Genomic DNA, 26,144 nt, shown 5'->3' on the forward strand with positions numbered 1-26,144 from the left:
AGAACGGGCCGCCCCGTCGCCGCGGGCCGGTTTTACGGGACAATGGGGCCGGTGAGCGTCCGGGACGCGAACGGGTTCCCCCGCGGGGCCCTCCGCGGCCCGCTGTGAGACCGCCCGACGCGCTCCCGAGGAGGCGGCGAGGATCGAGGGGACCCCAGGGGTGAATGACTTCCGGCCTGTGCAGATGAGCAGCCCGGTGCTGACGGTGCGGCAGGTGGACGCCTACCACGCCATCACGGTGGTCGCCCCGGGCATCGCCGAGAGGTTCCGCTCGGGGCAGTTCATCGCGGTGGCGGTCGGCGGTGAGCAGTCCAGCATGCTGCTGCGCCGGGCTTTCGCCATCCACGACGTCAAACCGGACTACGGCGGCACCGTGGAGTTCCTGTTCGCGGTGCGCGGCAGGGGCACCGCCTGGCTGGCCGAGCGGCGCTCGCGTGACCTGCTGGACATCATCGGCCCCCTCGGAAAGCCGTTCCCGCTCCCGCGCGACCCGGTCAACTGCGTCCTGGTCGGAGGAGGGTACGGCAGCGCGCCGTTGTTCCCGCTCGCGCACGCGCTGCGCAGGCGCGGCTGCCGGGTGGACCTGGTGCTGGGCGCGGCCTCGGCGGGGCAGGTGTTCGGCGCGATCACCGCGCGCCGGGTCGCCGAAACCGCGACCTTCACCACCGACGACGGCTCGTTCGGCGTGCGGGGCCGGGTCACCGACGCGCTCGGGCAGGTGATCGAGGACGCGCGCTCGGACGTGGTGTACGCGTGCGGGCCGATGCCGATGCTGCGCGAGGTCACCGCGCTGGCGGCGCGGCACGACATCCCGGTCCAGGTGTCGGTCGAGGAGACCATGGCCTGCGGCACCGGGGTCTGCATGTCCTGCGTGGTCCCGGTGGTGGGCGGGGACGGCATCACCCGGATGGCGCGCTCCTGCGTGGACGGCCCGGTGTTCCGGGGCGAGCGGGTGCGCTTCGACGACGTCGGGACGATCCCCTTCGACGCCCTGGGCGCGCCGGGCTGGAAGGCGCGCGGAGACGAGGAGAGCCCGGTCCGCGAGGCGGGCTGAGCCGGACCCTGTCCGGAGCGTCCCGGTGGGCGCGGCACGACGAGGAAGAGGACGGCGATGATCCCCGATCTGCGGGTCCGGCTGGGCGAACTGGAACTGGTGAACCCCGTGATGACGGCGGCCGGGTGCGCCGGGTCCGGCCGCGAGCTGGCGCAGTTCTTCGACATCGCCCGGATCGGCGCGGTCGTCACCAAGTCGGTGATGCTGGAGCCGCGGGCCGGGCGTCCGGCGCCCCGGATCGCCGAGACGCCCAGCGGGATGCTCAGCGCGGTCGGTCTGCAGGGGCCGGGGATCGAGGTGTTCCTCCAGCGCGACCTGCCGTGGCTGCTCTCGCGAGGGGCCCGCGCGGCGGTGTCGGTGGCGGGCGGCGGGCCCGGGGAGTACGCCGAGCTCGCCCGGCGGCTGTCCGAGGCTCCGGGCGTGGCCATGATCGAGGTGAACCTGTCCAGCCCCGACCTGGCCCGCAGGGGGCGGCACTTCGCGCACGACCCCGAGGCCGCGGCCCGGGTGGTGCGCGCCGTGCGCGCGGAGGCCCGGCCCGACATCCCGGTGTTCGCCAAGCTCTCCCCGGACGTGCCCGACCTGGTGGGCCTGGCCCGGGTCTGCGTCGAGGCCGGAGCCGACGGCCTGGCCATGATCAACACCGTGCGCGGGATGGCCATCGACGTCGACACGATGCGCCCGGCGGTGGCCGGGGGACCGGGCGGCCTCTCCGGCCCGGCCATCCGCCCGATCGCCCTGGCGTGCGTGTACGAGGTGCACGCGGCGCTGCCGGAGGTGCCCGTCATCGGGATGGGCGGGGTGCGCACCGGGGCCGACGCCCTGGAGTTCCTGCTGGCCGGGGCCGGCGCCGTGGCCGTGGGCACCGCGATCTTCCACGACCCCTCGGCGTGCGTGCGCGTCCTGCGCGAGCTGGAGCAGGCGCTGGTCGAGCGCGGCGTGGAGCGGGTCGCCTCGCTGGTCGGCGCGGCGCACCGCGCCCCGGGCGCGGCGGTGCGCGGATGAGCGCGGGCCTGCGCGCGCCGGCGCGCCGCCGCACCGCCGGGGCCGCGCCCGGGGCGTCGGGGAGGCGCGCTGAGGCGGCCTGTGCCGAATTGGAGCCGTCGGGTGACCTGTCCGTTATGGGTGGAGGTCATCTGGGCCGCTTGCGGCCATTTGGGGGCTTTGTGCGACCCTGTCGCGCCCGCCGGGGCACTCCGGTGGCCGCGGCGGGGGATGCCCGCCCGTTTCCCGGGCATGATCGGCCCGTAGGGGGGAACCCACGGGAACGGCGGGTGCGCCGCGAACAGCGGCGGACTGTCCCCACACGGCTCCCGCCCGCCGGGCGGGAGCACGCGATCCGTCCAACAGTGACACGAAGGAGAAGCATCGTGGCCGCACCCATCGCCGTCGCCATCGACGCGCCCGACATCGAGACCGCCGCCCGCTGGGCCTCGGCGGTCGCACCGCACGTCAGCACGCTCAAGGTGGGGCTGGAGCTGTACCTGAGGTACGGCCCCGAGGTCATCGCGACCATGCGCGGGGCCAGCAGGGTCTCGCTCTTCCTCGACCTGAAGCTGCACGACATCCCCGCCACGGTCGCGGGCGCGGCCCGCGCGGTGGCCAGGCTCAAGCCGGGCATCCTGACCGTGCACGCCGCCGGCGGCACCGACATGATCCGCGCCGCCGTGGAGGCCGCCCCCGACACCAGGATCGCGGCCGTCACCGTTCTGACCTCGCTCGACGAGCAGGCGCTGGAGGCGGTGGGCATGCGCGGACCCGCGTCGGACGCGGCGCGCAGGCTCGCCGCGCTCTCGGTGGCGGCGGGCGCGCGGGCGCTGGTCTGCTCGCCGCACGAGGTGGCCTCGCTGCGGGCCGAGGTGGGGCCGGACATCACGATGATCACCCCCGGGGTCCGTCCCGCGGGCTCCGCGAAGGGGGACCAGGCGCGGGTCGCCACACCGGAGGAGGCGCTCGCGGCGGGCGCGGACCTGCTGGTGATCGGTCGCCCGATCACCGGCGCCGCGGACCCGGGCGCGGCGGCCGCCTCCATCGCCGCCGCGCTGCGCCGGGCCGAGGCGACGACGGCCTGAGTGGCGGACTCGTCCGACAAGCGCTATTTATGGGCTTTGGCCGGTTGAGAAATTGTTCGTCCGAAACAGCGGAAAGAGCAGAAGGTGTGTCGAAGCTCACTGCTCCGGCGCTTGTGTGACTCCGTCGCTGTTCGGGCTGCTGGCCGGAAACAAAGTCCTGAATTTCGCGCCTCTCTGTGGTCAAGTGGAGACGGTGCGTAATTCCTTGGATGAAATAGCGCTTGAAAAGCCACTTTGCGTTGCCGAAGAGGCCGGAACCTACTAACTTGCGCAGGCGTCCGCCCTCCAAAAACTAGAGAAAACCGAGGTGACCCGGCGTGGCCCTTCCTCCCCTCACTCCTGAACAGCGCGCCGCAGCTCTTGAGAAGGCCGCAAAGGCCAGAAAAGAGCGTGCGGAGGTCAAGAACCGCCTGAAGCACGGCGGCATCTCGCTGACCGACGTCCTCAAAGACGGACAGACCGATGACGTCATCGGCAAGATGAAGGTCTCCGCTCTGCTGGAGTCGCTCCCCGGCGTCGGCAAGGTCCGCGCCAAGCAGATCATGGAGCGCCTCAACATCGCTGAGTCGCGGCGCGTCCGCGGCCTGGGCAACAACCAGCGCGCGGCGCTGGAAAGCGAGTTCGGCGGCGGTGCCAAGTAGTTCAGGTGCGGCCCGGCGCGCGGTGCGCGCGCCAACGTCGTCCCGGAGTGTGACCGTCGGGTAGAGCCCCCCGGGGGGCGCGGAGGGGTCCCAGGATCCCCGCGCGGCCCCACTGGGAGCGCTTTCCCGGCGGAGTTTCGACGAACCGGCCCGTCGGTGCCCCGAGCACCGGCGGGCCGGTCCGCGTTGAGCTGGTATAAAAAGATTCATCCCACGGGCCCGCGACGCGGCCGTGGACCATCGTCCAACCCGCCGGGGGCGGGGTCTGGGAGTCTGAGAGCCAGTGCCTGTCGAGTCCGGAGCCGGCGAGAGCCGATCCAGCCAGCCGAAGCGGCTCACGGTCCTTTCGGGGCCGTCCGGAGTGGGCAAGAGCACCGTCGTCAAGGAGCTGCGCCGCCGCTACCCCGAGGTGTGGCTGTCGGTCTCGGCCACCACGCGCCGGCCCAGACCGGGGGAGACCGACGGGGTCGAGTACCACTTCGTCGACGACGCCGAGTTCGACCGCCTCGTCGCCGGGAACGAGCTGCTGGAGTGGGCCGAGTTCGCGGGGAACCGCTACGGCACCCCGCGCGCGCCGGTCGTCCGGCGGCTGGACGCGGGAAAGCCCGTGCTGCTGGAGATCGAACTCCAGGGCGCGCGCCAGGTGCGCGCCAACATGCCCGAGGCGTGCCTGGTCTTCCTCGCCCCGCCGTCCTGGGAGGAGCTGGTGCGCAGGCTCACCGGACGCGGCACCGAGTCGCCCGAGGTCGTGCAGCGCCGCCTGGACACCGCCCGCGTCGAGCTGGCGGCGGAGAAGGAGTTCGACACCACGCTCGTCAACACGTCGGTGCGCGAAGTCTGCGATGAGCTGCTAGGTTTGATAGTCGCGCCGTCCCTGTAGGGACCTGGCGCGAGGGGCGTGACCGCCCGCACGGCGCTCCGGCGCCGGTTCTTCCCGCGGCGGCGGCCTTCGCCCCACCCGTTCTCATCCCACGGCCCCGCGTCCACCGCGGAGCCGACTGACCACCTAGGGGTACGCACCTTGGCCGGTACACCGCCCGTCGCCGAAGGCATCACCAACCCGCCGATCGACGAACTCCTGCAGGTCGTCGACAGCAAGTACAGCCTCGTCACCATGGCGTCCAAGCGCGCCAGGCAGATCAACGCCTACTACGCCCAGCTGGGCGAGGGCCTGCTGGAGTACGTGGGCCCGCTCGTGGAGACCCAGGTCCAGGAGAAGTCCCTGTCCATCGCCCTGCGCGAGGTCCGGGAGCGCCTGCTGACCGCCGAACCGGTCGACAACCCGAACGACCGCTAGGCAGCCGACGGGAAGCCGCGTCCCACGGGGCGGTGCGGGGTGCTCCGGAACCGCTTCGCTACCGTCGGGACGGGGCCGCGACGGGGCGGCCCCGCAGGAGTAAGGGGCACGCCGCCGATGACAGCCGAACACACACCCGAGGTCGTCCTCGGCGTTGGCGGGGGGATCGCCGCCTACAAGGTCTGCGAGCTCCTGCGCCGCCTCACCGAGTCGGGGCACCGGGTCCGGGTGGTCCCCACCGCCGACGCCCTGCGCTTCGTGGGCGAGCCCACCTGGGCCGCGCTGTCCGGGCAGCCCGTCGCCGCGGGCGTCTGGGACTCCGTGCACGAGGTCCCGCACGTCCGCATCGGCCAGCACGCCGACCTGGTGTTCGTGGCCCCGGCCACCGCCGACCTGCTGGCCAGGGCCGCCCACGGACTGGCCGACGACCTGCTCACCAACACCCTGCTCACCGCGCGGTGCCCGGTGGTGTTCGCCCCCGCCATGCACACCGAGATGTGGGAGCACCCCGCCACCCGGGCCAACGTCGCCACGCTGCGCTCGCGCGGCGCGATCGTGCTGGAGCCCGCCTCCGGCCGGCTCACCGGCGCCGACACCGGCAAGGGGCGGCTGCCCGACCCCGCCGAGCTGTTCGCCGCCGCGCGCCGGGTGCTGGCGCGCGGCGGCCTCCACGCCGACCTGGCGGGGCGGCGCGTGGTGGTCTCCGCGGGGGGCACCCGCGAGGCCCTGGACCCGGTCCGCTTCCTGGGCAACCGCTCGTCGGGGCTGCAGGGGTACGCGCTGGCGGCCACCGCCGTGGCCCGGGGCGCCCGGGTCACCCTCGTCTCGGCGAACGTGGCGCTGCCCGCTCCGGCGGGCGCCGACGTGCGCCCGGTCACCTCCGCGCTGGAGCTGCGCGAGGCGGTGCTCGGCGCCGCGGCGGAGGCCGACGCGGTGGTCATGGCCGCCGCCGTCGCGGACTTCCGCCCCGACACCGTGGCGGCGGGCAAGATCAAGAAGACCGGGGCCGGGCCCGCGCCGATCACGCTCGTGGAGAACCCCGACATCCTGGCCGAGATCAGCGGGAAGCGCGCGCGTCCCGGACAGATCGTCGCGGGCTTCGCCGCCGAGACCGACAACGTGCTGGAGAACGGCCGGGACAAGCTCCGCCGCAAGGGCTGCGACCTGCTCGTGGTCAACCAGGTCGGGGACGGCAGGGCGTTCGGGACGGCCGACAACCAGGCGGTCGTGCTCGGCGCGGACGGCTCCGCGACGGAGATCCCGTACGGACCCAAGGAGGGCCTGGCCGACCGGGTGTGGGACCTGGTGGCCGAGCGTCTCGGCGCCGGCGCCGGAGCCGCCGGTACCGACCGGTAGCCGCGGTGCCCGGGGCCGCGCCCCGAACCAGTAGGCTACGTAGATCCTGCCCAGGTCGGCCGTGCCGTACCGGGGCCGGTACCGAAACGCGGATGACCGGCCCGCGCCCTCCGACGCCCGCCGGCTTCCCACTACAGTTGAACCCGATAACCAACCACGCCGGTCGAGAACCAGTGGGGCCTCCTGCAGCGCCCTCCTGAGCACGAACGGCACGACAACTGTCAGCCAGCAGCCGCTGCGAGGAGTCCCTCAACGTGTCCCGTCGCCTTTTCACTTCCGAGTCGGTCACCGAAGGCCATCCCGACAAGATCGCGGACCAGATCAGTGACGCGATCCTTGACTCGATGCTCAAGGAGGACCCCCAGAGCCGGGTCGCCGTGGAGACCCTCATCACGACCGGCCAGGTGCACGTCGCCGGTGAGGTGACCACCTCCACCTACGTCGACATCCCCAGCATCATCCGCGAGAAGATCCTGGAGATCGGCTACGACTCCTCGGCCAAGGGCTTCGACGGAGCGTCCTGCGGCGTCTCGGTCTCCATCGGCGCGCAGTCGCCCGACATCGCCCAGGGAGTGGACACCGCGTACGAGACGCGGGAGAACGAGGGCACCGACGACCTCGACCGCCAGGGCGCGGGCGACCAGGGGCTGATGTTCGGCTACGCCAACAACGAGACGCCCGAGCTGATGCCGCTGCCGATCAAGCTCGCGCACGCGCTGTCCCAGCGGCTGTCCGCGGTGCGCCGCGACGGCACCGTGCCGTACCTGCGCCCCGACGGCAAGACCCAGGTCACCGTCGAGTACGACGGCCACACCCCGGTCCGCCTGGACACCGTGGTGGTCTCCAGCCAGCACGCGCCAGACATCGACCTGCGCGAACTGCTGACGCCCGACATCAAGGAGCACGTGATCGCTCCCGTCGTGGCCAGCTACGGCCTGGAGACCGACGACTACCGGCTGCTGGTGAACCCGACCGGCCGCTTCGAGATCGGCGGCCCGATGGGCGACGCCGGCCTGACCGGCCGCAAGATCATCGTCGACACCTACGGCGGCTACGCCCGCCACGGCGGCGGCGCCTTCTCCGGCAAGGACCCGTCCAAGGTCGACCGCTCCGCCGCCTACGCCACCCGCTGGGTCGCCAAGAACATCGTCGCCGCCGGCCTGGCCGAGCGCGTCGAGGTCCAGGTCGCCTACGCGATCGGCAAGGCCCAGCCGGTCGGCGTCTTCCTGGAGACCTTCGGCACCGAGCAGGTCGCCCCCGACGTGATCGAGAAGGCCGTCCAGGAGGTATTCGACCTGCGTCCGGCCGCGATCATCCGCGACCTCGACCTGCTGCGCCCGATCTACTCCCGGACCGCCGCCTACGGCCACTTCGGCCGCGAGCTCCCGGAGTTCACCTGGGAGCGGACCGACCGCGCCGAGGCCCTGAAGTCCGCCGTGGGAGCCTGACCCGCGACGCGCGAACGGCGGTGGCCCCGGTCTGGAACAGACCGGGGCCACCGCCGTCCGGTCACCTCCGGCGGCCGCCCGTGGCGTCCAGCACCGACTTCTGCAACCACTCCAGCGGGCCGTAGGGGAAGTATCGCAGCCACAGCGACGCCGCGGCCAGCAGGAACAGGCAGACCCCCGCCCACAGGCCCAGCACCCACCACGGCCCCGACCCGGCGAGCCGGGACGCCAGCCCCAGGCCGAACCCGTAGCAGAGCAGCGAGCAGAGCACGTTCTGCGCGACGTAGCCGGTCATGGCGGTGCGGCCCAGCGCGGACACCGCTCCGGTGACCGGACCGGTCCGCGGCAGCCGGTCCAGCACCAGGCCGATCAGGCCGATGTAGCCCACCGCCACCACAGGGGCGAGGACGTAGCGTTCGAGGAGCACCAGCTCGGCGCCGCCCAGCGACGCGGCCAGGCTCAGCGGCAGCCCCAGGCCCAGCCCCCACGCGGCCATGCGGGCGCGCAGGCGCCGCGCGGCCTCCCCGGGACCGAACGCCCCGGCCCGCATCAGCCGCGCCCCCAGCAGGAACAGGAACAGCAGCAGGCCGAAGGAGAGCACCGGCTCCATACGCAGCACCAGGAGGTTGTCCAGCCGGAGTCCCACCTGCTCCAGGTATCCGCCGTCGCCGTACACGGCCGCGACGTCGGCCACGTCACCCGGATCGGACGCGCCCTGCGGTGCGACGGCCAGCGCCCAGGTGGCCAGGGACATCAGCGTGACGTGCGCGGCGGCCGCCAGCCCCATCACGGCGCCCTGGACGGCGCGGGAGCGGGTGAGCAGCCAGGCGGTGAGCAGCCCGGTCACGGCGTACCCCATCAGCACGTCCCAGGCGAAGACGAGCGTGAAGTGCACGGCGCCCTCGACGAGCAGGAACAGCGACCGCCCCGCGTACGCGCGGGGCCAGCGCAGCCCCCGCTTCGCGGCGGAGCGGTACTGGATGGCGACCCCCGCGCCGAACAGGACCGCCAGCAGGGACAGGAACTTGCCGTTGGCCAGGAAGCGGAAGACGCCCTCGACCGCGTTCGCGGCGGAGGGGTCGGCGACCAGGACGTCCAGCGACGCCATCGCGTCGGAGCCCAGGAGCGGGCCGACCTCGGCCGTCGGCGACGCGAAGAGCCACACGTTGGTCGCGAGGGTCCCCAGGATCGCGGCTCCGCGCAGCACGTCCAGCAGTGGAAGCCGGGCGGAGGGGGACGGCGTGCCCGTCGGCTCGCGTCCCGGGCGGCCGCTGAGGGCGGTGTCCATGGAAAGGGGCCTTTCGGTCGATCGACTGGTGCCAGTCGATCGTCGCGTCCGCGCCGCCGTCCGCGCGTCCGCGAAAGGGGGGACCCGGGGTCATGCTTTCGAAGGACACGCGGCCACGCCGCCTGCCGTGGCACCCGGTCGAAGGGTGAGGGGAGGACAGCGTCCCGGGACCACCGGGAGGTTCGGCGCGGAACCCGACGAGCGGGCCGGGGCGCCCCCGGCCAGGGGACGCCCCGGCCACCGAGGACCACGGAGACGGGGAAGGGTCAGATCCGGACCGTGGTGCTGCGCATGATCTCGAACACCGGATGGGCGGCGGCCTCGGCCTCGAAGTCCTCGACGGAGGACTCGGGGCCGGACCTGAAGTACGGGCCGACCACGACCGCGCGGGGATGGTCGAGGTACTCGCGCAGGACCGGGGCCGCGCGCTCGGGACCCACCTCGACGACGCTGACCAGCTCGATCCAACCGCCCCGGCGCAGGGTCGCGAAGCCCTCCTTGCGGATGTTGCGCACCCAGCCGACCTCGCCGTAGGGGGCGACCAGGAAGCGGCCGTCGGTGTTCTCCACCAGGCTCACCGGGGTGGTCCGCAGGAAGCCGGACTTGGCGCCGCGGGTGGTGAGCAGACGCAGCTCCCGCGGCCCGAAGCCGTACTTGGCGAACCCCCCGACGACGGCGTTGGCGGTGCGCCGCAACCGGGTCGTCTCAAAGCGCTTCGTGCCCTTTTCCATCGCATCTCTCCCTTTCACGCTCCCTCCATTGTGGGGCGTGCGCGGACTCCCGGGGCGCGGCCCCCGAACGCTTCGGGGGCCGCGCCCCGGGAGTCCGCGCACCCGGGCGGGCGTCAGCGGAACGCGGAGACGCCCGTCACCGCCTGGCCGACGCTGAGCATGTGGATCTCCTCGGTCCCCTCGTAGGTGGCGACCGTCTCCAGGTTGAGCATGTGCCGCAGCACCGGGTACTCCAGGGTGATGCCGTTGGCCCCGTGCAGCGAGCGGGCCTTGGCGGCCACCCGCTGGGCGGCCGCCACGTTGGAGAACTTGCCGAAGCTCACCTGGTTGTGGTGGCAGGCCCCCGCGTCCTTGAGGCGCCCCAGGTGCAGGGCGGTGAGCGAGGCGTGGTTGACGTCCACCACCATCTCGGCGAGCTTGCGCTGGGTGAGCTGGAACGCCGCGATGGGGCGGCCGAACTGCTCGCGGGTCGCGGCGTACGACAGCGCCGCCTCGTAGCAGGCGCGGGCCGCGCCCACCGCGCCCCACAGGATCCCGTAGCGGGCCTCGTTCAGGCAGGACAGCGGGGCGCCCAGCCCTTCGGCCAGCGGCAGCCGCGCGGACTCGGGCAGGCGGACCCCGTCCAGCACCAGCTCGGAGGTGACCGAGGCGCGCAGCGACAGCTTGCGGTGGATCACGTTGGCGGTGAACCCCGGCGTGCCGGCGGGCACCACGAAGCCCCGGACGCCGTCGTCGGTGGCGGCCCACACCACGGCCGCGTCGGCGATGGAGCCGTTGGTGATCCACGTCTTGGTGCCGTCCAGCACCCAGTCCGGGCCGTCGCGGCGGGCCCGGGTGCGCATCGAGCCGGGGTCGCTGCCGGAGTCCGGCTCGGTGAGTCCGAAGCAGCCGATGAGCTCGCCGGCGGCCATCGGGGGCAGCCACCGGGTCTTCTGCTCCTCGGAGCCGTACATGTGGATCGCGGCCATCGCCAGCGAGCCCTGCACGGAGACGAAGCTGCGCAGTCCCGAGTCGACCGCCTCCAACTCCCGGCACGCCAGCCCGTAGGCGACCGCGCTGGTCCCGGCGCACCCGTAGCCCTCCAGGTGCATGCCGAACAGGCCCAGGCCGCCCACGGCCCGGGCCAGGCCGCGCGGGTCGGGGATGGTCCCGGCCTCGAACCAGTCGGCGATGTCCGGCAGCAGCTCGCGGCGGCAGAACGCGCGCACGGTGTCGCGGACGTCGGTCTCCTCGGGGCTGAGCGAGGAGTCCACGGAGAGGAAGTCCAGGGGGTCGGGGGCGGGCGGCCTGCGTCGGGTGCTCATCGGACGGCTCCTGTTCGGTTCGGGTGGCTACGAGACGTCGTGCTGGGCGACCACGCCGCGCTCCACGAGCCCGGCGATCTGCTCGGGGCTCAGGCCCAGGCCCTCCAGCACCGCGACGGAGTGCTGCCCCAGCAGCGGGGGAGCGGGCACGGCCGCGTCGGCCTCGGGCGTGGGCGCGGCGAACCGGAACCCGGCCCGGACCAGCTCCAGCTCGCCCAGGGTGGGGTGCGACACGGTCATGGTCGCGGAGTCCCCGGAGGCGTCCGCGGCGCGGATCGCCTCCAGGATCCCGCGCACCCTGCCCACCGGGACGCCCGCCTCGGTCAGGATCGGGGCCCAGTCGGCGGCGCTCCTGGCCGACAGCGCGGAGGTGATCTCGGCGACCAGCTCCCCCCGGTGGGCCACCCGGTCGGGGTTGGTGCCGAAGCGCGGGTCCTCGGCGAGGTCGGGGCGGTCGAGCGCGGAGCACAGCCTCCGGTACAGCGAGTCGTTCCCCGCGGCGACGATGATCTCCCCGTCGCCGGTGGGGAAGGTCTGGTAGGGCACGATGGTGGAGTGGGCCCGGCCGTACCGCTCGGGTTCGCTGCCGGTGGCCAGAGCCCGCTGCGCGACGTTGACCAGGCTGGACAGCGCCGAGTTGAGCAGCGAGACCTCGACATGCGAGCCCTGCCCGGTCTCCCTGCTCCGCACCAGCCCGCCGCAGATCGCCGCGGCGGCGTTCAGGGCGGTGAGCACGTCGGTGATCGGGACGCCGATCTTGGTGGGCGCTCCGCCCGGCTCGCCCGTGGCGCTCATCAGGCCGCTCTCGCCCTGCACGATCACGTCGAATCCGGGGCGCCCCGGCTGCGCGTGGCCGGAGCTGAACCCGCTGATGGAGCAGTAGACGACCCTCGGGTTGAGCTTCGAGACGTCGGCGTGGCCGAGACCCAGCCGGTCGGCCACGCCGGGGCGGAAGTTCTGCACCACCACGTCGGCGTCCGCGCACAGCGCGCGCACCGCGGCCAGGCCGTCGGGGTCCTTGAGGTCCACGGCCAGGCTGCGCTTGCCCCGGTTCAGCGCCAGGTAGTAGGCGGCCTGGTCGCCGGTCCACGGCGGCCCCCAGGAGCGGGTGTCGTCGCCGTGCCCGGGGTGCTCCACCTTGACCACGTCCGCGCCCATGTCGGCCAGCAGCATCGTGGCGTAGGGCCCGGCCAGGACCCGGGACAGGTCCACGACGGTGACTCCGGCGAGCGGTCTGTCCGCGGGGTCTCTCGGGAGCGGTGTGTCCACCGGTCCGCCTCCTCGGTCTCGTGGGGGCGCGCGACTGCGGGCACGCCGCCCGGCGTGCGGTCCCGGCGGTGTCGTCGTAGACCGACGACCCCTCGGAGCCACCACCCGGAGGACTCCCTGCCAGGAGGTGGAGCGGGACGTCCGCGGTGGGAGGGGCCGCCTTCCGGACAGTATCGCCACCCTTCACGAGGGTGTGTCAACCGGGGGCGGAGGGTGACCGTTTCGGTGCGTTCCTCCCGGTGATCCAGGTCTTTCCGGGGAGCGGGGCCGCGGCTCCGGCCCCGGGGAGGACGGGGCGGACGGGAAGGGGCGGTCGGGACGAAAGTCCCGTGACGGAAGGCGGCGGGCTGTCAATAACCTGAGAAATACCCGACACATGAATTTCTACGGAAGCGGTACCATCGGGCGCTAGTGACAGAGGTCACGGTGAACGAGCGCCGACGGATCCGTCCGGGCCCGCTGGCCGTGCCCTGCCGGGCCGACGGTTGGGAGAGCGCGATCAAGACCGAACGGTGGCGGGCACCGCACGTCGACGGCGGGCCCCGCCCTCCGGACCCGCCCGGGCCGAGGGTCGTCCGGCTCGACGGCTACCGCGACGGCGTGCCGCGCGGCCCCGGGGACGAGGCGGCCGCCCGGACGGCCCGGATCGCGGAGGCCGAGCGCGGGTTCCTGCGCCGGTGCGTGGGCTACCTCGCCACCGACCTGGGGATAAGGCAGTTCGTCGACTTCGGCTCCCGGGTGCCGCCGCCCGACGGGGTCCACGCCGTCGCCCGGGAGCACCACGCCGACGCCCGCGTCGTGCGGATCGACACCGGGGGAGCGGTGCCGCTGCACGGCCGGGCGTCGCCGTTCCGGCCCGCGGTCGTCCGGGTCGAACGCCCCGACACCGACGAACTCGCCGCCCGGCTGAGACTGCGCGGCCTCCTCGACCCGGCCGAACCCGCGGTGGCGCTGCTGGACACCGACCTGCTGCCCCGCGGCGTCGTCGCCCACGACGTGGTGCGCGTCCTGCACTCGGTGCTCGCCCCCGGCAGCCACCTCGTCATCCGCCAGCAGCCCCTGAACCGGGCCGACCCGTACGCCCGCGAACTCGCGTCCCCGCTCTTCGAGCCGTTCGAGCTGCTGGAACCGGGCCTGGCCGACCTCGCCTGGTGGCCCTACCCGGACGACGAGGTCTCCGCCACCGGGGTGGGCGTGCTGGCGGGGGTGGCCCGCCGGAGGTGAACCCGGCGGCCCCCCGGGGCCGCGGATCAGTCCCCGGCGTCCTCGGCGTCCCAGCGGCGCCAGGTGTCCTGGTACGCCCGGACCAGCCACGCGTTGGCCCAGTCGTGGTCGGCGTGCGGGGGCAGGTCGGCGTCCTCGGCCAGTACGACCAGGCGCTTCTCCTGCTCCTCGGCGGCGGCCAGCGCCTCCTCCATGCTGTACCGGCCCTGGCGAAGGTCGCGGATCCACGCCCCCCACGGCTCGGGCATCGGCAGCGTGACGCGGCCGGTCTCCATCAGCTCCACGCCCTGCACGCCCAGGCGGATCATGTGGCCCGCGAACTTCACGTCGAACCCGTACTCGTCGACGAGTTCGGGGCGGTTGGTGTGCCGCCCGCCGCGCAGGCCCAGCATGCTGTCGCGCTGGGCGCGCAGGTAGCCCAGGAAGCGCTGCCCGGCCTCCCGGGAGACGAACCGGTCCGCGTTGGCGCGCAGCTCCCGGCCCAGGTCGTCGATGCGCGTGACCTCCGCGTCGGGCACGAACAGGGGCAGCAGCACGGTGGGGTTGCCCGACAGCGCCAGCCGGGTCCATTTGCGCAGGGAGTAGACGGTCAGGTCCAGGTCCCCCGGACCCGAGCGAACCCCCTCGGGCCGGGTGCGGAAGACGTACTGCTCGAACGAGCGGAGCCCGACCACGTACTCCGGCGGTTCGACGCAGATCCCCATCTCGTCCCGGTCGCCCTGCCCGGCGACGGCGGTACCGTGCACGCCCGAACCGGCCTGGCAGCGCAGGATCGTCCCACGCTCGGCGAGGCGCGCGAACTCGGGGCTGGAGTGTTTCATCTGCGGCTCTTCTCGTCTTGTCAGGGGCGGTGCCGACCCCGGGGCGTGTCCCTTGAATCATTTCGGATCCGCGTCCGGGAGGCGTCCCGAACCGTTGACGGGAGGAACGCGCCCGCCCGGGAGCGAGCGGCAGCCCGGGCGGTGCTTCCCCGAGCGCTCCGGCCCCGGCGTCACACGACCTGGAGCGGGTCCATCCGGACCTGGGCCAGCCGCTCGTCCCGGCGCGCGCTGCGGGCCGCGCCCGCGGCCTTGAGAGCGGCGGACAGCTCGCGGGCCGCGTCCCGGGGGACCCGCAGCAGGGCGCGCTCGGCGCGCTCGGAGCCGGGGCCCGAGCCGACGGGCACGGGGCCGAGGAGTTCGGCGCCCGGCGGCAGGGCGATCTGGTCCAGCAGCTCGCGCACGTTCGCGGCCTCCCCGGTGACCGAGGCCATCGCCACGGCGGGCGGGAAGCCCAGCTCGCGGCGCTCGGCCAGTTCGCGCCCGGCGAACCCGGCGGGGTCCCAGCGGACGAACGCCTGGACCACCGGCAGCGCGGCGTCGGCCAGCACCACCACCTGGCCGCCCCGCTCGGCCGGGCGGACCAGCGCGGCGGCGTTGCACCAGCGGCGCAGCGTCTCCTCCGAGGCGCGCAGGTCCGCCCGGCCCAGCAGCGCCCAGCCGTCCAGGAGCAGCGCCGCGGTGTAACCGCCCTCGGCGGCCGGTTCGGCGCCCGGGGTCGCCACCACCAGGGCCGGACGCGCCGGGACCTCCGCCAGGACCTCCTCGCGGCCCGACGTGCGCACCGGGACCGAGGGGAAGGCCCGGCCCAGCTCCTCGGCGGTCCGGCGCGCGCCGACCACGGTGGCGCGCATCCGGGCGTGCTCGCAGTCGGGGCACTTCCAGTCGCCGGCGATGTGCCCGCACCAGCGGCAGTACGGCATGGCGTGCGCGCTGCGCAGCGCCAGCGGCCCCTGGCAGGACGGGCAGCGGGCGGGCGCGCGGCACCGCGCGCAGGCCAGCGCGTTCAGGTAGCCGCGCCGGGGGACCTGGATCAGCACCGGCCCCTCGCGGGCGGCCTCCCGGGCGACGCGCAGCGCCATGCCGGGCAGCCGGGCCGAGCGGGCCGCCTCGTCGCGGGCGAGTTCGGAGTCGTCCCCGGCGACGCGGATCCGGGGCGCGCGCCGCCGCACCAGGTCGCGGTCGGCGGCCAGCGGGTGCGCCCACCCCGACTCGACCAGCTGGGCGCCCTCGGTGGTCCGGGTGAACCCGCCGATCAGCGCGGCCGACCGGGCCCGGTGGGCGCGCAGCGACAGCACGGTGCGGGCGTGCGGGTAGGGCGCGTGCGGGTCGCAGTGCACGTCGTCGCCGTCGTCCCAGAGCACCACCAGGCCCAGGTCCGCCACCGGCGCGAACATCGCGGCGCGGGTGCCGACCACGACCCGGACGCGGCCGCGCAGGACCGACAGCCAGCGCCGGTAGCGTTCGGCGGGGCCGAGTTCGGCCGTCAGCGCCGTGTGCCGGTCCGCGCCCAGCCGCGCGGTGAGGGCGGCGTCCACGGCGGCGACGTCCCGGCCGTCGGGGACCACGACGAGCACCCCGCGCCCGGAGGCGAGGGCGGCGTCCGCGGCCGCCGCGACCGGCGCGCACCAGTCCGATCCCGGGATCGCGCCCCACACCGCGCGCGGGGCCTTGCCCTCCCGCAGCGCGGCCAGGAACGCGGGCCCCGCCGGGTAGTCGGCCCACGGCCCCGGGCCGGACCGCGTCGCGTCGCCGGAGTCCGCGGCCGCGCCGCCCCCGGTCCCGGGGGCGGCCGGTTCGGCGGTCGGCTCCGCGTCCGCGCTCCCGGGCGGGGGCTCCTTCTCGACGCGGGCGTGCCGCGGCGGTACGGCCAGGCGCAGCACGTCGTTGAGCGTGCCCGCGTAGCGGTCGGCGACGGCGCGGGCCAGCGCGGCGATCTCGGGGGTGAGCACGGGCTCGGGGGAGACCACCTGGTGCAGGTAGGAAAGACGGCCCTGGAACCCGGACTCGGCGACCCGTTCGAGGAGGAAACCGTCCAGGGTCTGGCCGTTGAACCGGACCCGGACCCGGCACCCCGGCACGGCGGCCTCGTCCATGGTGTCGGGGACCTGGTAGTCGAACGGCCGGTCCAGATGCGGCAGCGGGGTGTCCACGACGACGCGCGCCACGGGCAGCGTCGCGGCGGGCCTGCGCGGCCGGGGGGCCTTCCCGCGCGCGGCCTCCTTGGCGCGTGGCACGTCGAAAAGGGCTTCCTCACCGGAGCCCGCGTGATCGGTCATAGGTGGCTCCAGTCTTACCAGAGGCCGCCGACAGGGACGGCCGGGCGGACGGCGGACACCACGGGCGCCGGACGAGCCGCGCCGCGGTTCCCGGCAAGCCGGGAAAAGGCGGAAAGCCCGGCCCCGGCGCCGGGACGCGTGCCACGCTGGTGGCGTGACCGGACACACGGACGACGCCGCGTTCAGTCGGCAGGCGCTGACCGCCATGGCCGGCCATGGCGTGGACACGCGCGACGCCGGAGCGGTCCGCGCGTGGCTGCGGCGCGCCCACCGGCAACGGGCGGCCCGCCCCGGGCCCGCGAGGGAGGCCGCCCGGGAACCGCTCCCGCACCGGTGGGACGAATCGCCGGTGCGGCCGGTCCGGCTGGAGCCCGAGTCCGAACTCGCCGCGCTCGCCCGAGGCACGGAGACGCTGGCCGGACTGTACGAACTCGCCGACTGGGCCGAGCGGCACCGCCCGGCCTGGACCGGCGGCCGCCCCGAGCCGGACGCGGCCCGGGCCGCGGCGCGCGGGCTCGCGGTGTTCGGTGGCGCGGGGCACGGCGACGGACTCGGCCCCGAGGCGCTGAGGTTCTGGCGCGCCGCCTTCGACGCGGGTCTGGTCACCCTCGTGTCCGGTCGGGTCCGGCGCGCTCCCGGCGGCGCGTCCCCCGCGACCGACCCCGATCCGCTCGTGCTGCGCCGCTGGCTCGCGGTGGGCACCGCCGTCACCGCGGTGGCCGGGACCGGGGAGGACCGCGCCCGCGCCGACCACGACGGCCGCCGCGTCGCCCAGCGGGTCCTGGACGAGCTGGTGTTCGAGCTCTACCAGTGCGGGCGCGGGGTGCACGGCCGCAGCGAGGTCGCCCGGCTGGCCGCCGAGGCGATCAGCGACGCCGTGGTGGACGGCGTCGTCCCCGAGGGGCGGGCGCCGGGGCTGCGCGCGGCCGCCGAGGCCGCCGCGCACGCGGCCCTCGCCCGGCTGGTCCGGCACGGCGCCGTCGTCGCGTGCCCCGGGGGTGACGTGGAGATCGGCCCGCTGGGCCGGTGGGGCGTGAACCGGCTGGTCAACGAGGCGGGCCTGCGCGCCCCCGTCCTCGGCGGCTACGCGCGCGCCGACGCCGGGGAGCTGGTCGCGGTCCTGTCCGGCTACTCGGAGTCCGAGCGCGCGGTGGAGCTCCTGGGGTGGCTGGGCGCGCGCACCCCGGAGGAGGCCGCGGCGGACCTGCTGGCGGTCGCGGCGAAGGCGGACACCGGCCGGCGCGGGATGGCGGTGGCGGTCCTCCGCCGGATCGGCCCCGCGGCCGAGCGGGCGGTGCGCGCGGGCCTGGACGACCCCCTGACGTGGCGGCACTGCGAGCGGTGGCTGGGTGAGCGCGGGTTCGACACGGGCCGGGACCTGACCGACCCGGACCGGGCGTGGCTCCTGGTCGAGTCGGTGGTCGGTCTCAGCCACCAGCGAGGCCCGCAGGACTACGTCCGCCTGATCGGCCGGCTCGTCGGCGAGAGGGAGATCCCGCTCGTGGCGCTCCTGGCGGACCTGGACCACCCCGACCGCGCCCGCGCCCTGGAGCTGCTCTTCGAGCTCCATCCCGACCCGCGCGTCTCGGTCGCGGCCCGTTACGCCTGCTCCTCCCGGTGATCCGCCGGGGCCTTCCGCGCCTGCCCCGGGGCTCCGGTGTCAGGGCCGGGGGAGGGCCGCGCCCTTGCCCGGCGGTGCGGGTGGGCGGCGGGGCGCCGTTGGCGGAACCCTTCCCGGCCGCGAAGCCGAAGCCGGTGGACGCGCCCGGTCCGAGGTCCCCGTCGCGGCCCGCGTCGGTCGCGGTCACGGTCGGCCCGCTGCCGGCGACCGCCGCGTTCCACGCCTGGGTGACACGCCGGCCGCCGCAGGGGGCTCGCGAGGGGAGCGCGGGATCCCGGCCCGGCGCCACGCGGCGCGGCCGTCCGCCGGGCCCGAATGCCAATACGCTTGGGGCACGCCGGACGTCGGGGATTTGGGGGGCGCACATGAGACTGGTCTTCGCGGGCACGCCGGAGGCGGCGGTGCCGTCGCTGGAGGCGCTGCTCGCCTCCGAGCACGAGGTGGCCGCGGTGGTGACGCGGCCCGACGCCGTCGCGGGCCGGGGCCGCCGGGTCTCGGTCAGCCCCGTGGCGCAGCGGGCGGCCGACGCCGGGATCGAGGTGCTCAAGCCGGCCAAGGCCGACGACCCCGGGTTCCTGGACCGCCTGCGCGGACTGGAGCCGGACTGCTGCCCGGTCGTGGCCTACGGCGCGCTGCTGCGCCAGGAGGCCCTCGACATCCCCCGGCACGGCTGGATCAACCTGCACTTCTCGCTGCTCCCGGCGTGGCGCGGCGCCGCCCCCGTCCAGCACGCGATCCTGCACGGCGACGACATCACCGGCGCGGCCACCTTCCGGATCGAGCCCGCGCTGGACTCCGGCCCCGTCTACGGCGTGGTCACCGAACCCATCGGCCCCACCGACACCAGCGGCGACCTGCTGGGCCGCCTTGCGGCCTCGGGCGCGGGGCTGCTCGTGCGCACGCTGGACGGCATCGCCAAGGGCGACCTCGACCCCCGTCCGCAGAGCCCCGACGGCCTCTCCTACGCGGCCAAGCTCAACCCGGAGGACGCGCGGGTGGACTTCTCCGCCCCGGCCATGCGCGTCGATCGCCTCGTGCGGGCCTGCACGCCCGCCCCCGGAGCGTGGACGGTCTTCCGCGGCGCCCGCCTCAAGCTCGGCCCGGTCCGGCCCGTCAGCGACGCCCCCGCGCTGCCGCCCGGCCGCCTGGAGGTCGGGAAGAAGCACGTCCTGGTCGGCACCGCCACCCACCCGGTGCGCCTCGGCGACGTCCAGCCGCAGGGCAAGCGGCCCATGCCCGCCGTCGACTGGGCCCGCGGCGTCCGCCCGGCCCCCGACGAGTCCCTCGGCCGGGAGGACTAGTTCGTCTTCCCCGCTGATCTTGACCTTTTCGGGGTCTCAACCGTCCCCGAGACCCCGAAAAGGTCAAGATCAGCGGGGAAACCCCCGTACCCTCGTTGGGTGGCCCGCGTCGAGGCGGGGAGCACAGGCAGACCCAGGTGTGAGGCGGCTCAACCGTGACCGACAGTTCCCGTTCCCCGTACCGCCCGACCCGCCGCGGAGGCAGGCGGCCCGCGGTCCAGCAGGGGCCCAAGGACCCCGCGCGGCGGGCGGCCTACGACGTGCTGCGCGCGGTGGAGACCAGGGACGCCTACTCCAATCTGCTGCTCCCCCCCACGCTGCGCGAGCGCGGGCTCTCCGGGCGCGACGCCGCGCTGGCCACCGAGCTGACCTACGGGACGCTGCGCCGCCAGGGCACCTACGACGCCATCCTGGACGCCTGCGTGGACCGCTCGATCCGCTCCGTGGACGCCGAGGTCCTGCCGGTGCTGCGGCTGGGAGCGCACCAGCTGCTGTCCACCAGCATCCCGCCGCACGCGGCCGTCAGCGCCACGATCGACCTGGCGCGCAAGGTCATCGGCCACCACCGCTCCCGGTTCGCCAACGCCGTCCTGCGCAAGGTCAGCGCGCGCGGCCTGGACGAGTGGCTGGCCGTCGTCGCCCCCGACCGGGGCGACGACGTCGTCGGAAACCTCGCCGTCATGCACAGCCACCCGCGCTGGGTGGTCCAGGCGCTCGCCGAGGCGCTGGGGGAGGACCCCGCGGACGGGCTCGCCGAGACCGAGCGGCTGCTCGCCGCGCACAACGAGCGCCCGCTGGTGACACTGGTCGCCAAGCCCGGCCGGGCCGCCGTGGCGGACCTGGTCGAGGAGGGCGCGTCCCCCGCCCGCTACTCGCCGTACGCCGCCTACCTGCCCGAGGGCGACCCCGGCCTGCTGCGCCCGGTCCGCCAGGGCCGCGCGGGGGTGCAGGACGAGGCCAGCCAGCTCGTCGCGCTGGCCCTGACCCGGGTCCCGGTGGAAGGGCCGGACACGCGCTGGCTGGACATGTGCGCGGGCCCCGGCGGCAAGGCCGCCCTGCTGGGCGGGCTCGCCGGGCAGCGCGGGGGGCGGCTGCTGGCCGCCGAGGTGCAGCCCGCCCGCGCGGGGCTGGTCGCCAACGCCGTGCAGCGCTCGGTCCGCGACGCCGCGCGCGTGGTCGTGGCCGACTCCACCGCCCCGGCCTGGCGGGACGGGGCCTTCGACCGGGTCCTGGTCGACGTGCCGTGCACCGGCCTGGGCGCGCTGCGCCGGCGCCCCGAGTCGCGCTGGCGCCGCACCGCCGGGACCGCGGCCGAACTCGGCCCGCTGCAGCGCTCCCTCATGGGACGGGCCCTGGACGCGGCGCGCCCCGGCGGGGTGGTCGCCTACGTGACCTGCTCGCCGCACCTGGCGGAGACCCGCGGCGTCGTCACCGCCGTGCTGGCCGGCCGCGACGACGCCGAACTCGTCGACGCGGCCCCCCACCTGCCCGAGGTCCCCGATTCGGGGAGCGGCCCCTTCGCCCAGTTCTGGCCGCACCGCCACGGCACCGACGCGATGTTCCTGGCCCTGGTCCGAAAGCGCTGACGCGGTCCCGGCCGTCTCACCGGGGCCAATACACTCGGACCCGTGGCCATCCAGATCTCTCCCAGCATCCTGTCCGCCGACTTCGCGCACCTGGCGGACGAAGCCGCGGCGGTCGCCGACACGGCCGACTGGCTGCACGTCGACGTCATGGACAATCACTTCGTGCCCAACCTGACGCTGGGCCTGCCGATCGTGGAGTCCCTGCGCAAGGCGGCGTCGCTCCCGCTGGACTGCCACCTGATGATCGAGGACCCCGACCGGTGGGCGCCCGCGTACGCCGAGGCGGGCGCGGGCAGCGTCACGGTCCACGCCGAGGCCGCCAGGTCGCCGGTCCGCACGCTGCGCGAGATCCGCCGCCTGGGCGCGCGGGCGGGGCTGGCGCTGAACCCGGCCACGCCGGTCGAGCCGTACGCCGACCTGCTCGGCGAACTGGACATGCTGCTGGTGATGTCGGTCGAGCCGGGGTTCGGCGGGCAGAGGTTCCTGGACGTGGTGCTGCCCAAGATCCGCCGCGCGCGCGAGCTCATCCGCAGCACCGACGCCTCGGTGTGGCTCCAGGTGGACGGCGGGGTGAGCGCCGAGACGATCGAGCGCTGCGCCGAGGCCGGGGCGGACGTCTTCGTGGCGGGCTCGGCCGTGTACGGCGCGAAGGACCCGGCGGCGGCGGTCGAGGCACTGCGGGCCCAGGCGGCGCGGGCCGCCGGGTAGCGCCCCGGGCGGCCCGGCCGGAAGGGTCCGGCCCGGGGGCGGAATACCTCCGTGTGGCACACTTGTTGACCAAGACGTACGAAAACGCGTGCTCCGGGGTCGGTGAAAGTCCGAACCGGCGGTGATAGTCCGCGACCCGGCCGAAGCCATCGGCCGGTTGAACCGGTGGAATTCCGGTACCGACGGTTAAAGTCCGGATGGGAGGCAGCGCGTGTCGGGCCGGTGCGGTCGACCCCGTGAAGGGGCGTCGCGGCCGTCCCGTGGTGGCCGACGCCGCCTTTGAGCACCCCGGAGCCGGACCAGGCAAAGGGGATGGCTCTCTCGTGTTCACCGGAATCGTCGAAGAGCTCGGCACCGTCGTCGCGATCACGCCTGTCGGCGGGGCTCCGGGCGACTCGGCGCGGCTCACCATCCACGGTCCCACCGTCACCTCGGACGCCGCGCACGGCGACTCCATCTCGGTCAACGGCGTGTGCCTGACCGTCACCGAGACCGGTGACGGCCGGTTCGGCGCCGACGTCATGAAGGAGACCCTGGACCGCTCCGGCCTCGGCTCCCTGTCCCCCGGCTCTCCCGTCAACCTGGAACGCGCGGCGAAGGTCTCGGACCGCCTCGGCGGCCACATCGTGCAGGGCCACGTGGACGGCACCGGCGTCATCACCGAGCGCGTCCCCGGCACCGGGTGGGAGACCGTCCGCGTCTCGGTTCCCCCGGGCCTGAGCCGCTACGTCGTGGAGAAGGGGTCCGTCACCGTCGACGGCGTCAGCCTCACCGTCGTCGAGGCCGGTCCCGACTTCCTCACCGTCAGCCTGATCCCCACCACCATGGAGCTGACCACACTGGGCGCCAAGGGCGTGGGCGCGGTGGTCAACCTGGAGGTCGACATCGTGGCCAAGTACGTCGAACGGCTCCTGGGCGACCGGACCGGCGGCGCCCGGTGAACGGCTCGGGTGTGTGGTGGCTGGAGTGGGCCTACGCCGGGTTCACCCTGTTCGGCGAGCACGTGCGCTGGGCCGACCTGCTGGGCAACGCCGCGGCCCTGGCCACCGTCGCGCTGGCGATCCGGCGCACCATCTGGACCTGGCCGGTCCAGCTCACCGGCACCGCCCTGCTGTTCGCGGTCTCGGTGGACGCCTCCCTGGTCGGCAACGCGCTCAAGCAGGTGATCGTCGCGGCGCTGGCAGGGTACGGCTGGTACCGCTGGTCGCGCGGCATGCGCGGGGGGACCGACCTGCCGGTGCGCCCGGCCACCCTGGCCGAGCGCGGCATGCTGGCCGCCGCCATGGTCGTCGGCACCACCGCCGTCGCGCTGTTCTTCACCCACACCGGCTGGTCGTGGGCGCCCTGGCTGGACGCCTTCATCTTCGTCGGCAGCGCGGTGGCGATGTTCGCCCAGAGCCGCGGCCTCGTCGACTTCTGGGTGGTGTGGATCATCGTCGACCTGGTCGGCATCCCGGTCACCCTGATGTCGGGCCTGTGGGTCAGCGGCATCGTCTACGGCTTCTTCTTCGTGCTCGCGGTCACGGGGTTCCGCAACTGGATGCGCCACTACCGGTCCCACCGCGACGGCGACGCCCGAAGGGAACCGCTGCCCGCGTGAGCCCCTCCGCCGACCGCCACCACAACGCCGAACGCCCGGACCGAGGAGTACTTGTGAGCACCGCCCAGGAGACCGGCCCCGTCGAACTCGACGACATCGAGGCCGCCGTCAAGGAGATCGCCGCCGGACACCCGGTCGTCGTGGTCGACGACGCCGACCGGGAGAACGAGGGCGACCTCGTCTTCGCCGCCGAGGCGGCCACCCCCGAACTGCTGGCCTTCACGATCCGGTACAGCTCCGGGGTGGTCTGCGTGCCGATGCTCGGCGAGGACCTGGACCGGCTCAACCTGCCGCCGATGACCGCGATCAACGAGGACAGCAAGAGCACCGCCTACACCGTCACCGTGGACGCGCGCGCCGGCGTGGGCACCGGGATCTCCGCGGCCGACCGCGCCCACACCATCCGGCTGCTCGCCGCGACCGGGAGCGCGGCCGGCGACTTCACCCGGCCCGGCCACGTCCTGCCGCTGCGCTACCGTCCCGGAGGCGTGCTGGCGCGGCGCGGCCACACCGAGGCGGCCGTGGACCTGGCCCGGCTGGCGGGGCTGCGCCCGGCCGGGGTGATCGCCGAGATCGTCAACGACGACGGGACCATGGCCCGGCTGCCCCGGCTGCGCGCGTTCGCCGACGAGCACGGCCTCAGGCTGGTCTCCGTCGAGCAGCTGGCGGAGTACCGGCGCCGCACCGAGACCCTCGTCGAGCGCGTCGTGGAGACCCGCATCCCCAACCGGTACGGCGAGTGGAAGGCGATCGGCTACCGTTCGGGCGTCGACGGGACCGAGCACGTCGCGCTGGTCCACGGCGACCTCGGCGACGGACGGGACGTGCTGGTCCGGCTGCACTCCGAGTGCCTCACCGGCGACGCCTTCGGCTCGTACCGCTGCGACTGCGGCGACCAGCTGGACGCGGCCATGGCGCGGATCGCCGAGGCCGGCAGCGGTGTCATCGTCTACCAGCGCGGCCACGAGGGGCGCGGCATCGGGCTGCTGCACAAGCTGGAGGCGTACCGGCTCCAGGACGACGGCGCGGACACCGTGGACGCCAACCTCAGGCTCGGCCTGCCCGCGGACGCCCGCGAGTTCGACAGCGGCGCGCAGATCCTCACCGACCTCGGGGTCGGGTCGGTCCGGCTGCTCAGCAACAACCCCCTCAAGGCCGAAGGGCTCGCCGCCCACGGCATCGTGATCGGCGAGCGCATCCAGATGCCGACCGTCATCACCCCCGACAACCTCCGCTACCTGCAGACCAAGCGCGACCGGATGGGCCACGACCTGCCCGGCCTCGCCTCCTGACCGCCTTCCAGAAGGAGACCCGACATGAGCGGATCCGGACGCCCCGAGTTCACGGTCGACGCCCGGGGGCTGACCCTCGGCGTCGTCGCCACCCGCTGGAACGCCGACATCGTCGGCCCGATGCTGGAGCGGGCCCTGGCCGCGGCGGGGGAATGCGGTGTCGCCGGACCCACGGTCGTGCACGTGGCCGGGGCCGTCGAGATCCCGGTGGTCGCCCAGGAGCTGGCCCGAGGCCACGACGCCGTCGTGGCGCTGGGCGCCGTCATCCGCGGCGGCACCCCCCACTTCGAGTACGTGTGCCAGTCCCTCACCCAGGGCCTGACCGAGGTGGCGCTGCGCGAAGCCGCCCCCGTTGCCAACGGCGTGCTGACCTGTGACACCCTGGAACAGGCGCTCGACCGCGCGGGCCTGCCCGACAGCCGCGAGGACAAGGGCTGGGAGGCCGCGGTCGCCGCCCTGGACACCGCGCTCGTCCTGCGCGGACTGCGCGCGGCCCGCGGCGGACGGGGACCCGTGCGGACGGGGAGCGGCCATCGGACCGGGTGACGAAGGGTGATGCGGGCGTGCCGACGAACGGCGTCAGAGACGAGGACACGGTGAACGGATCGGGGGCGGGGGCGCCCGCCGCGCTGCCGGTGACCTTCCGGCCGCGCAACATCCGCCTCGTCGCCTACGGGATGGCCGTCCTGGTCATGGCGACCCTGATAACGCTCGCGGTGATCCTGCCCGAAGGGTGGGGGACCGCGGACCGCGTGGCCATGGTCCTGCTGGGTCTGGTGATCACGGGCGGGTTGCGGCTGCTGGCCCGCCCCCGCCTGGACCTGACCGAGGAGCGCGTCACGGTGGTCAACTCCATCCGCACCCACGTGCTCGCGTGGCCCGAGATCATCGACGTGCGCATGCCCGTGGGCGAGCCCTGGCCCAGCGTCGACCTGGCCGACGGCTCCACCCTGGCGGTGATGGGCATCCAGAGCAGCGACGGCCCCCTCGCCCAGGACAACCTCGACCGCTTCCGGCAGCACCTGCGCGAACGCGGAGAGGCCGCCGAGCCGGACCGGGACCGGTAGGGCCCGGCCGGGCCCCACCGGTCCCGGTCCGGGTGGTCCTCCCCGTCGCGGAGCCGTCACTTTCGGTGGGAGGGACCGAACCGGGAGCGCGGTTCCCGCGTCTCAGGGGTATGGACGTCAAGGACCGGAACAGGAAGTATCACCGCCGGCGCCGAACCGACCGAGCCGTGGCCGCGCTGATCTGGTTC

The 26,144-nt window shown here is 74.7% G+C and carries 24 protein-coding genes, 1 pseudogene and 1 riboswitch; of the genes and pseudogenes, 18 read left to right on the forward strand and 7 right to left on the reverse strand.

Going from position 1 to position 26,144, the window contains the following annotated elements:
* Positions 1–160 precede the first annotated feature (160 nt).
* The 8 genes from EV190_RS11185 to metK all read left to right on the forward strand — a co-directional run bounded on the left by EV190_RS11185 (position 161) and on the right by metK (position 7,868).
* The gene (locus EV190_RS11185) at positions 161–1,054 is read left to right on the forward strand and encodes a dihydroorotate dehydrogenase electron transfer subunit (RefSeq protein WP_133741439.1); all 894 of its coding nucleotides are present in this window, start codon (positions 161–163) and stop codon (positions 1,052–1,054) included.
* Positions 1,055–1,111: 57 nt separating this feature from the next.
* A complete protein-coding gene (locus tag EV190_RS11190) occupies positions 1,112–2,059 on the forward strand; it encodes a dihydroorotate dehydrogenase (RefSeq protein ID WP_133741440.1) in 948 nt (315 codons plus the stop codon).
* 365 nt (positions 2,060–2,424) lie between these two features.
* Complete coding sequence (gene pyrF, locus EV190_RS11195; protein WP_133741441.1) at positions 2,425–3,126, forward strand: orotidine-5'-phosphate decarboxylase; 702 nt, start codon at positions 2,425–2,427, stop codon at positions 3,124–3,126.
* 317 nt (positions 3,127–3,443) lie between these two features.
* The gene (gene mihF / locus EV190_RS11200; RefSeq protein WP_133741442.1) at positions 3,444–3,767 is read left to right on the forward strand and encodes an integration host factor, actinobacterial type; all 324 of its coding nucleotides are present in this window, start codon (positions 3,444–3,446) and stop codon (positions 3,765–3,767) included.
* A gap of 283 nt (positions 3,768–4,050) precedes the next feature.
* Positions 4,051–4,647 carry a guanylate kinase gene (gmk, locus tag EV190_RS11205; protein ID WP_133741443.1) on the forward strand — a complete coding sequence of 199 codons (597 nt, stop codon included), beginning with the start codon at positions 4,051–4,053 and terminating at the stop codon, positions 4,645–4,647.
* A gap of 141 nt (positions 4,648–4,788) precedes the next feature.
* Positions 4,789–5,064 (forward strand): DNA-directed RNA polymerase subunit omega, encoded by a 276-nt coding sequence (rpoZ, locus tag EV190_RS11210; RefSeq protein WP_133741444.1) that lies wholly within the window; start codon positions 4,789–4,791, stop codon positions 5,062–5,064.
* A 117-nt stretch (positions 5,065–5,181) separates the two neighbouring features.
* On the forward strand, positions 5,182–6,420 hold the full coding sequence (gene coaBC / locus EV190_RS11215) for a bifunctional phosphopantothenoylcysteine decarboxylase/phosphopantothenate--cysteine ligase CoaBC (RefSeq protein ID WP_133741445.1): 1,239 nt from the start codon (positions 5,182–5,184) through the stop codon (positions 6,418–6,420).
* A gap of 254 nt (positions 6,421–6,674) precedes the next feature.
* Positions 6,675–7,868 carry a methionine adenosyltransferase gene (gene metK / locus EV190_RS11220; RefSeq protein WP_133741446.1) on the forward strand — a complete coding sequence of 398 codons (1,194 nt, stop codon included), beginning with the start codon at positions 6,675–6,677 and terminating at the stop codon, positions 7,866–7,868.
* 61 nt (positions 7,869–7,929) lie between these two features.
* On the opposite strand, the gene EV190_RS11225 is transcribed toward metK, so the two are convergent.
* The 4 genes from EV190_RS11225 to EV190_RS11240 all read right to left on the reverse strand — a co-directional run bounded on the left by EV190_RS11225 (position 7,930) and on the right by EV190_RS11240 (position 12,460).
* Positions 7,930–9,156, reverse strand: coding sequence for a DUF418 domain-containing protein (locus EV190_RS11225; RefSeq protein WP_133741447.1), 1,227 nt, complete (start codon positions 9,154–9,156; stop codon positions 7,930–7,932).
* 266 nt (positions 9,157–9,422) lie between these two features.
* Entirely contained in the window at positions 9,423–9,887 is a 465-nt protein-coding gene (locus EV190_RS11230) for a nitroreductase/quinone reductase family protein (protein ID WP_133741448.1), read from the reverse strand.
* A gap of 113 nt (positions 9,888–10,000) precedes the next feature.
* Positions 10,001–11,191: an acyl-CoA dehydrogenase family protein gene (locus EV190_RS11235; RefSeq protein ID WP_133741449.1), complete on the reverse strand. Its 1,191-nt coding sequence runs from the start codon at positions 11,189–11,191 to the stop codon at positions 10,001–10,003.
* Between the two features lie 27 nt (positions 11,192–11,218).
* Positions 11,219–12,460: a CaiB/BaiF CoA transferase family protein gene (locus EV190_RS11240; RefSeq protein ID WP_133741450.1), complete on the reverse strand. Its 1,242-nt coding sequence runs from the start codon at positions 12,458–12,460 to the stop codon at positions 11,219–11,221.
* A 426-nt stretch (positions 12,461–12,886) separates the two neighbouring features.
* Between EV190_RS11240 and EV190_RS11245 the strand changes: the two genes are divergently transcribed.
* The gene (locus EV190_RS11245; protein ID WP_208113146.1) at positions 12,887–13,684 is read left to right on the forward strand and encodes an SAM-dependent methyltransferase; all 798 of its coding nucleotides are present in this window, start codon (positions 12,887–12,889) and stop codon (positions 13,682–13,684) included.
* A 26-nt stretch (positions 13,685–13,710) separates the two neighbouring features.
* Here the strand turns inward: EV190_RS11245 and EV190_RS11250 are convergent, their stop codons facing one another.
* Positions 13,711–14,505, reverse strand: a complete 795-nt coding sequence (locus EV190_RS11250) for a nucleotidyltransferase domain-containing protein (protein ID WP_133741452.1) — start codon at positions 14,503–14,505, stop codon at positions 13,711–13,713.
* A gap of 170 nt (positions 14,506–14,675) precedes the next feature.
* Positions 14,676–16,781, reverse strand: a complete 2,106-nt coding sequence (locus tag EV190_RS11255) for a primosomal protein N' (RefSeq protein WP_133741453.1) — start codon at positions 16,779–16,781, stop codon at positions 14,676–14,678.
* A 154-nt stretch (positions 16,782–16,935) separates the two neighbouring features.
* Here EV190_RS11255 and EV190_RS24310 point away from each other — a divergent pair, with 154 nt between their 5' ends.
* A complete protein-coding gene (locus tag EV190_RS24310) occupies positions 16,936–18,402 on the forward strand; it encodes a hypothetical protein (RefSeq protein WP_208113147.1) in 1,467 nt (488 codons plus the stop codon).
* A 94-nt stretch (positions 18,403–18,496) separates the two neighbouring features.
* On the opposite strand, the pseudogene EV190_RS24315 reads toward EV190_RS24310, so the two are convergent.
* Positions 18,497–18,769 (reverse strand): annotated as a pseudogene (locus EV190_RS24315) (cellulose binding domain-containing protein); the annotation flags it as partial.
* Between EV190_RS24315 and fmt the strand changes: the two are divergent.
* The 8 genes from fmt (at position 18,768) to EV190_RS11300 (ending at position 25,956) form a co-directional block, all read left to right on the forward strand.
* On the forward strand, positions 18,768–19,703 hold the full coding sequence (gene fmt, locus EV190_RS11265) for a methionyl-tRNA formyltransferase (protein WP_133741454.1): 936 nt from the start codon (positions 18,768–18,770) through the stop codon (positions 19,701–19,703). The pseudogene EV190_RS24315 and the gene fmt overlap by 2 nt on opposite strands.
* A 155-nt stretch (positions 19,704–19,858) precedes the next feature.
* On the forward strand, positions 19,859–21,289 hold the full coding sequence (locus tag EV190_RS11270) for an RsmB/NOP family class I SAM-dependent RNA methyltransferase (RefSeq protein WP_133741455.1): 1,431 nt from the start codon (positions 19,859–19,861) through the stop codon (positions 21,287–21,289).
* A gap of 42 nt (positions 21,290–21,331) precedes the next feature.
* On the forward strand, positions 21,332–21,997 hold the full coding sequence (rpe, locus tag EV190_RS11275) for a ribulose-phosphate 3-epimerase (RefSeq protein ID WP_133741456.1): 666 nt from the start codon (positions 21,332–21,334) through the stop codon (positions 21,995–21,997).
* A gap of 84 nt (positions 21,998–22,081) precedes the next feature.
* Positions 22,082–22,210: riboswitch (FMN riboswitch) on the forward strand.
* 110 nt (positions 22,211–22,320) lie between these two features.
* Positions 22,321–22,938 (forward strand): riboflavin synthase, encoded by a 618-nt coding sequence (locus EV190_RS11280; protein WP_133741457.1) that lies wholly within the window; start codon positions 22,321–22,323, stop codon positions 22,936–22,938.
* The gene (gene pnuC / locus EV190_RS11285) at positions 22,935–23,597 is read left to right on the forward strand and encodes a nicotinamide riboside transporter PnuC (RefSeq protein ID WP_133741458.1); all 663 of its coding nucleotides are present in this window, start codon (positions 22,935–22,937) and stop codon (positions 23,595–23,597) included. Before EV190_RS11280 ends, pnuC begins: the two co-directional genes overlap by 4 nt.
* Before the next feature lie 53 nt (positions 23,598–23,650).
* Complete coding sequence (locus tag EV190_RS11290; protein ID WP_133741459.1) at positions 23,651–24,889, forward strand: bifunctional 3,4-dihydroxy-2-butanone-4-phosphate synthase/GTP cyclohydrolase II; 1,239 nt, start codon at positions 23,651–23,653, stop codon at positions 24,887–24,889.
* A 24-nt stretch (positions 24,890–24,913) separates the two neighbouring features.
* Entirely contained in the window at positions 24,914–25,435 is a 522-nt protein-coding gene (ribH, locus tag EV190_RS11295) for a 6,7-dimethyl-8-ribityllumazine synthase (protein WP_133741460.1), read from the forward strand.
* A gap of 131 nt (positions 25,436–25,566) precedes the next feature.
* The gene (locus tag EV190_RS11300) at positions 25,567–25,956 is read left to right on the forward strand and encodes a PH domain-containing protein (protein WP_133741521.1); all 390 of its coding nucleotides are present in this window, start codon (positions 25,567–25,569) and stop codon (positions 25,954–25,956) included.
* The last annotated feature ends 188 nt before the right edge of the window (positions 25,957–26,144 follow it).

The sequence above is a fragment of the Actinorugispora endophytica genome (assembly GCF_004363075.1).
GTDB classification, from domain to species: domain Bacteria; phylum Actinomycetota; class Actinomycetes; order Streptosporangiales; family Streptosporangiaceae; genus Actinorugispora; species Actinorugispora endophytica.

Bases quoted from the DNA above. Each gene is read 5' to 3' on its own strand.
- EV190_RS11230 (WP_133741448.1), bottom strand. From the start codon at position 9,887: ATGGAAAAGGGCACGAAGCGCTTTGAGACGACCCGGTTGCGGCGCACC.
- ribH (WP_133741460.1), top strand. From the start codon at position 24,914: ATGAGCGGATCCGGACGCCCCGAGTTCACGGTCGACGCCCGGGGGCTG.
- coaBC (WP_133741445.1), top strand. From the start codon at position 5,182: ATGACAGCCGAACACACACCCGAGGTCGTCCTCGGCGTTGGCGGGGGG.
- EV190_RS11250 (WP_133741452.1), bottom strand. From the start codon at position 14,505: ATGAAACACTCCAGCCCCGAGTTCGCGCGCCTCGCCGAGCGTGGGACG.
- EV190_RS11300 (WP_133741521.1), top strand. From the start codon at position 25,567: ATGGCCGTCCTGGTCATGGCGACCCTGATAACGCTCGCGGTGATCCTG.
- fmt (WP_133741454.1), top strand. From the start codon at position 18,768: ATGAGACTGGTCTTCGCGGGCACGCCGGAGGCGGCGGTGCCGTCGCTG.
- EV190_RS11190 (WP_133741440.1), top strand. From the start codon at position 1,112: ATGATCCCCGATCTGCGGGTCCGGCTGGGCGAACTGGAACTGGTGAAC.
- EV190_RS11235 (WP_133741449.1), bottom strand. From the start codon at position 11,191: ATGAGCACCCGACGCAGGCCGCCCGCCCCCGACCCCCTGGACTTCCTC.
- EV190_RS11255 (WP_133741453.1), bottom strand. From the start codon at position 16,781: ATGACCGATCACGCGGGCTCCGGTGAGGAAGCCCTTTTCGACGTGCCA.
- EV190_RS11225 (WP_133741447.1), bottom strand. From the start codon at position 9,156: ATGGACACCGCCCTCAGCGGCCGCCCGGGACGCGAGCCGACGGGCACG.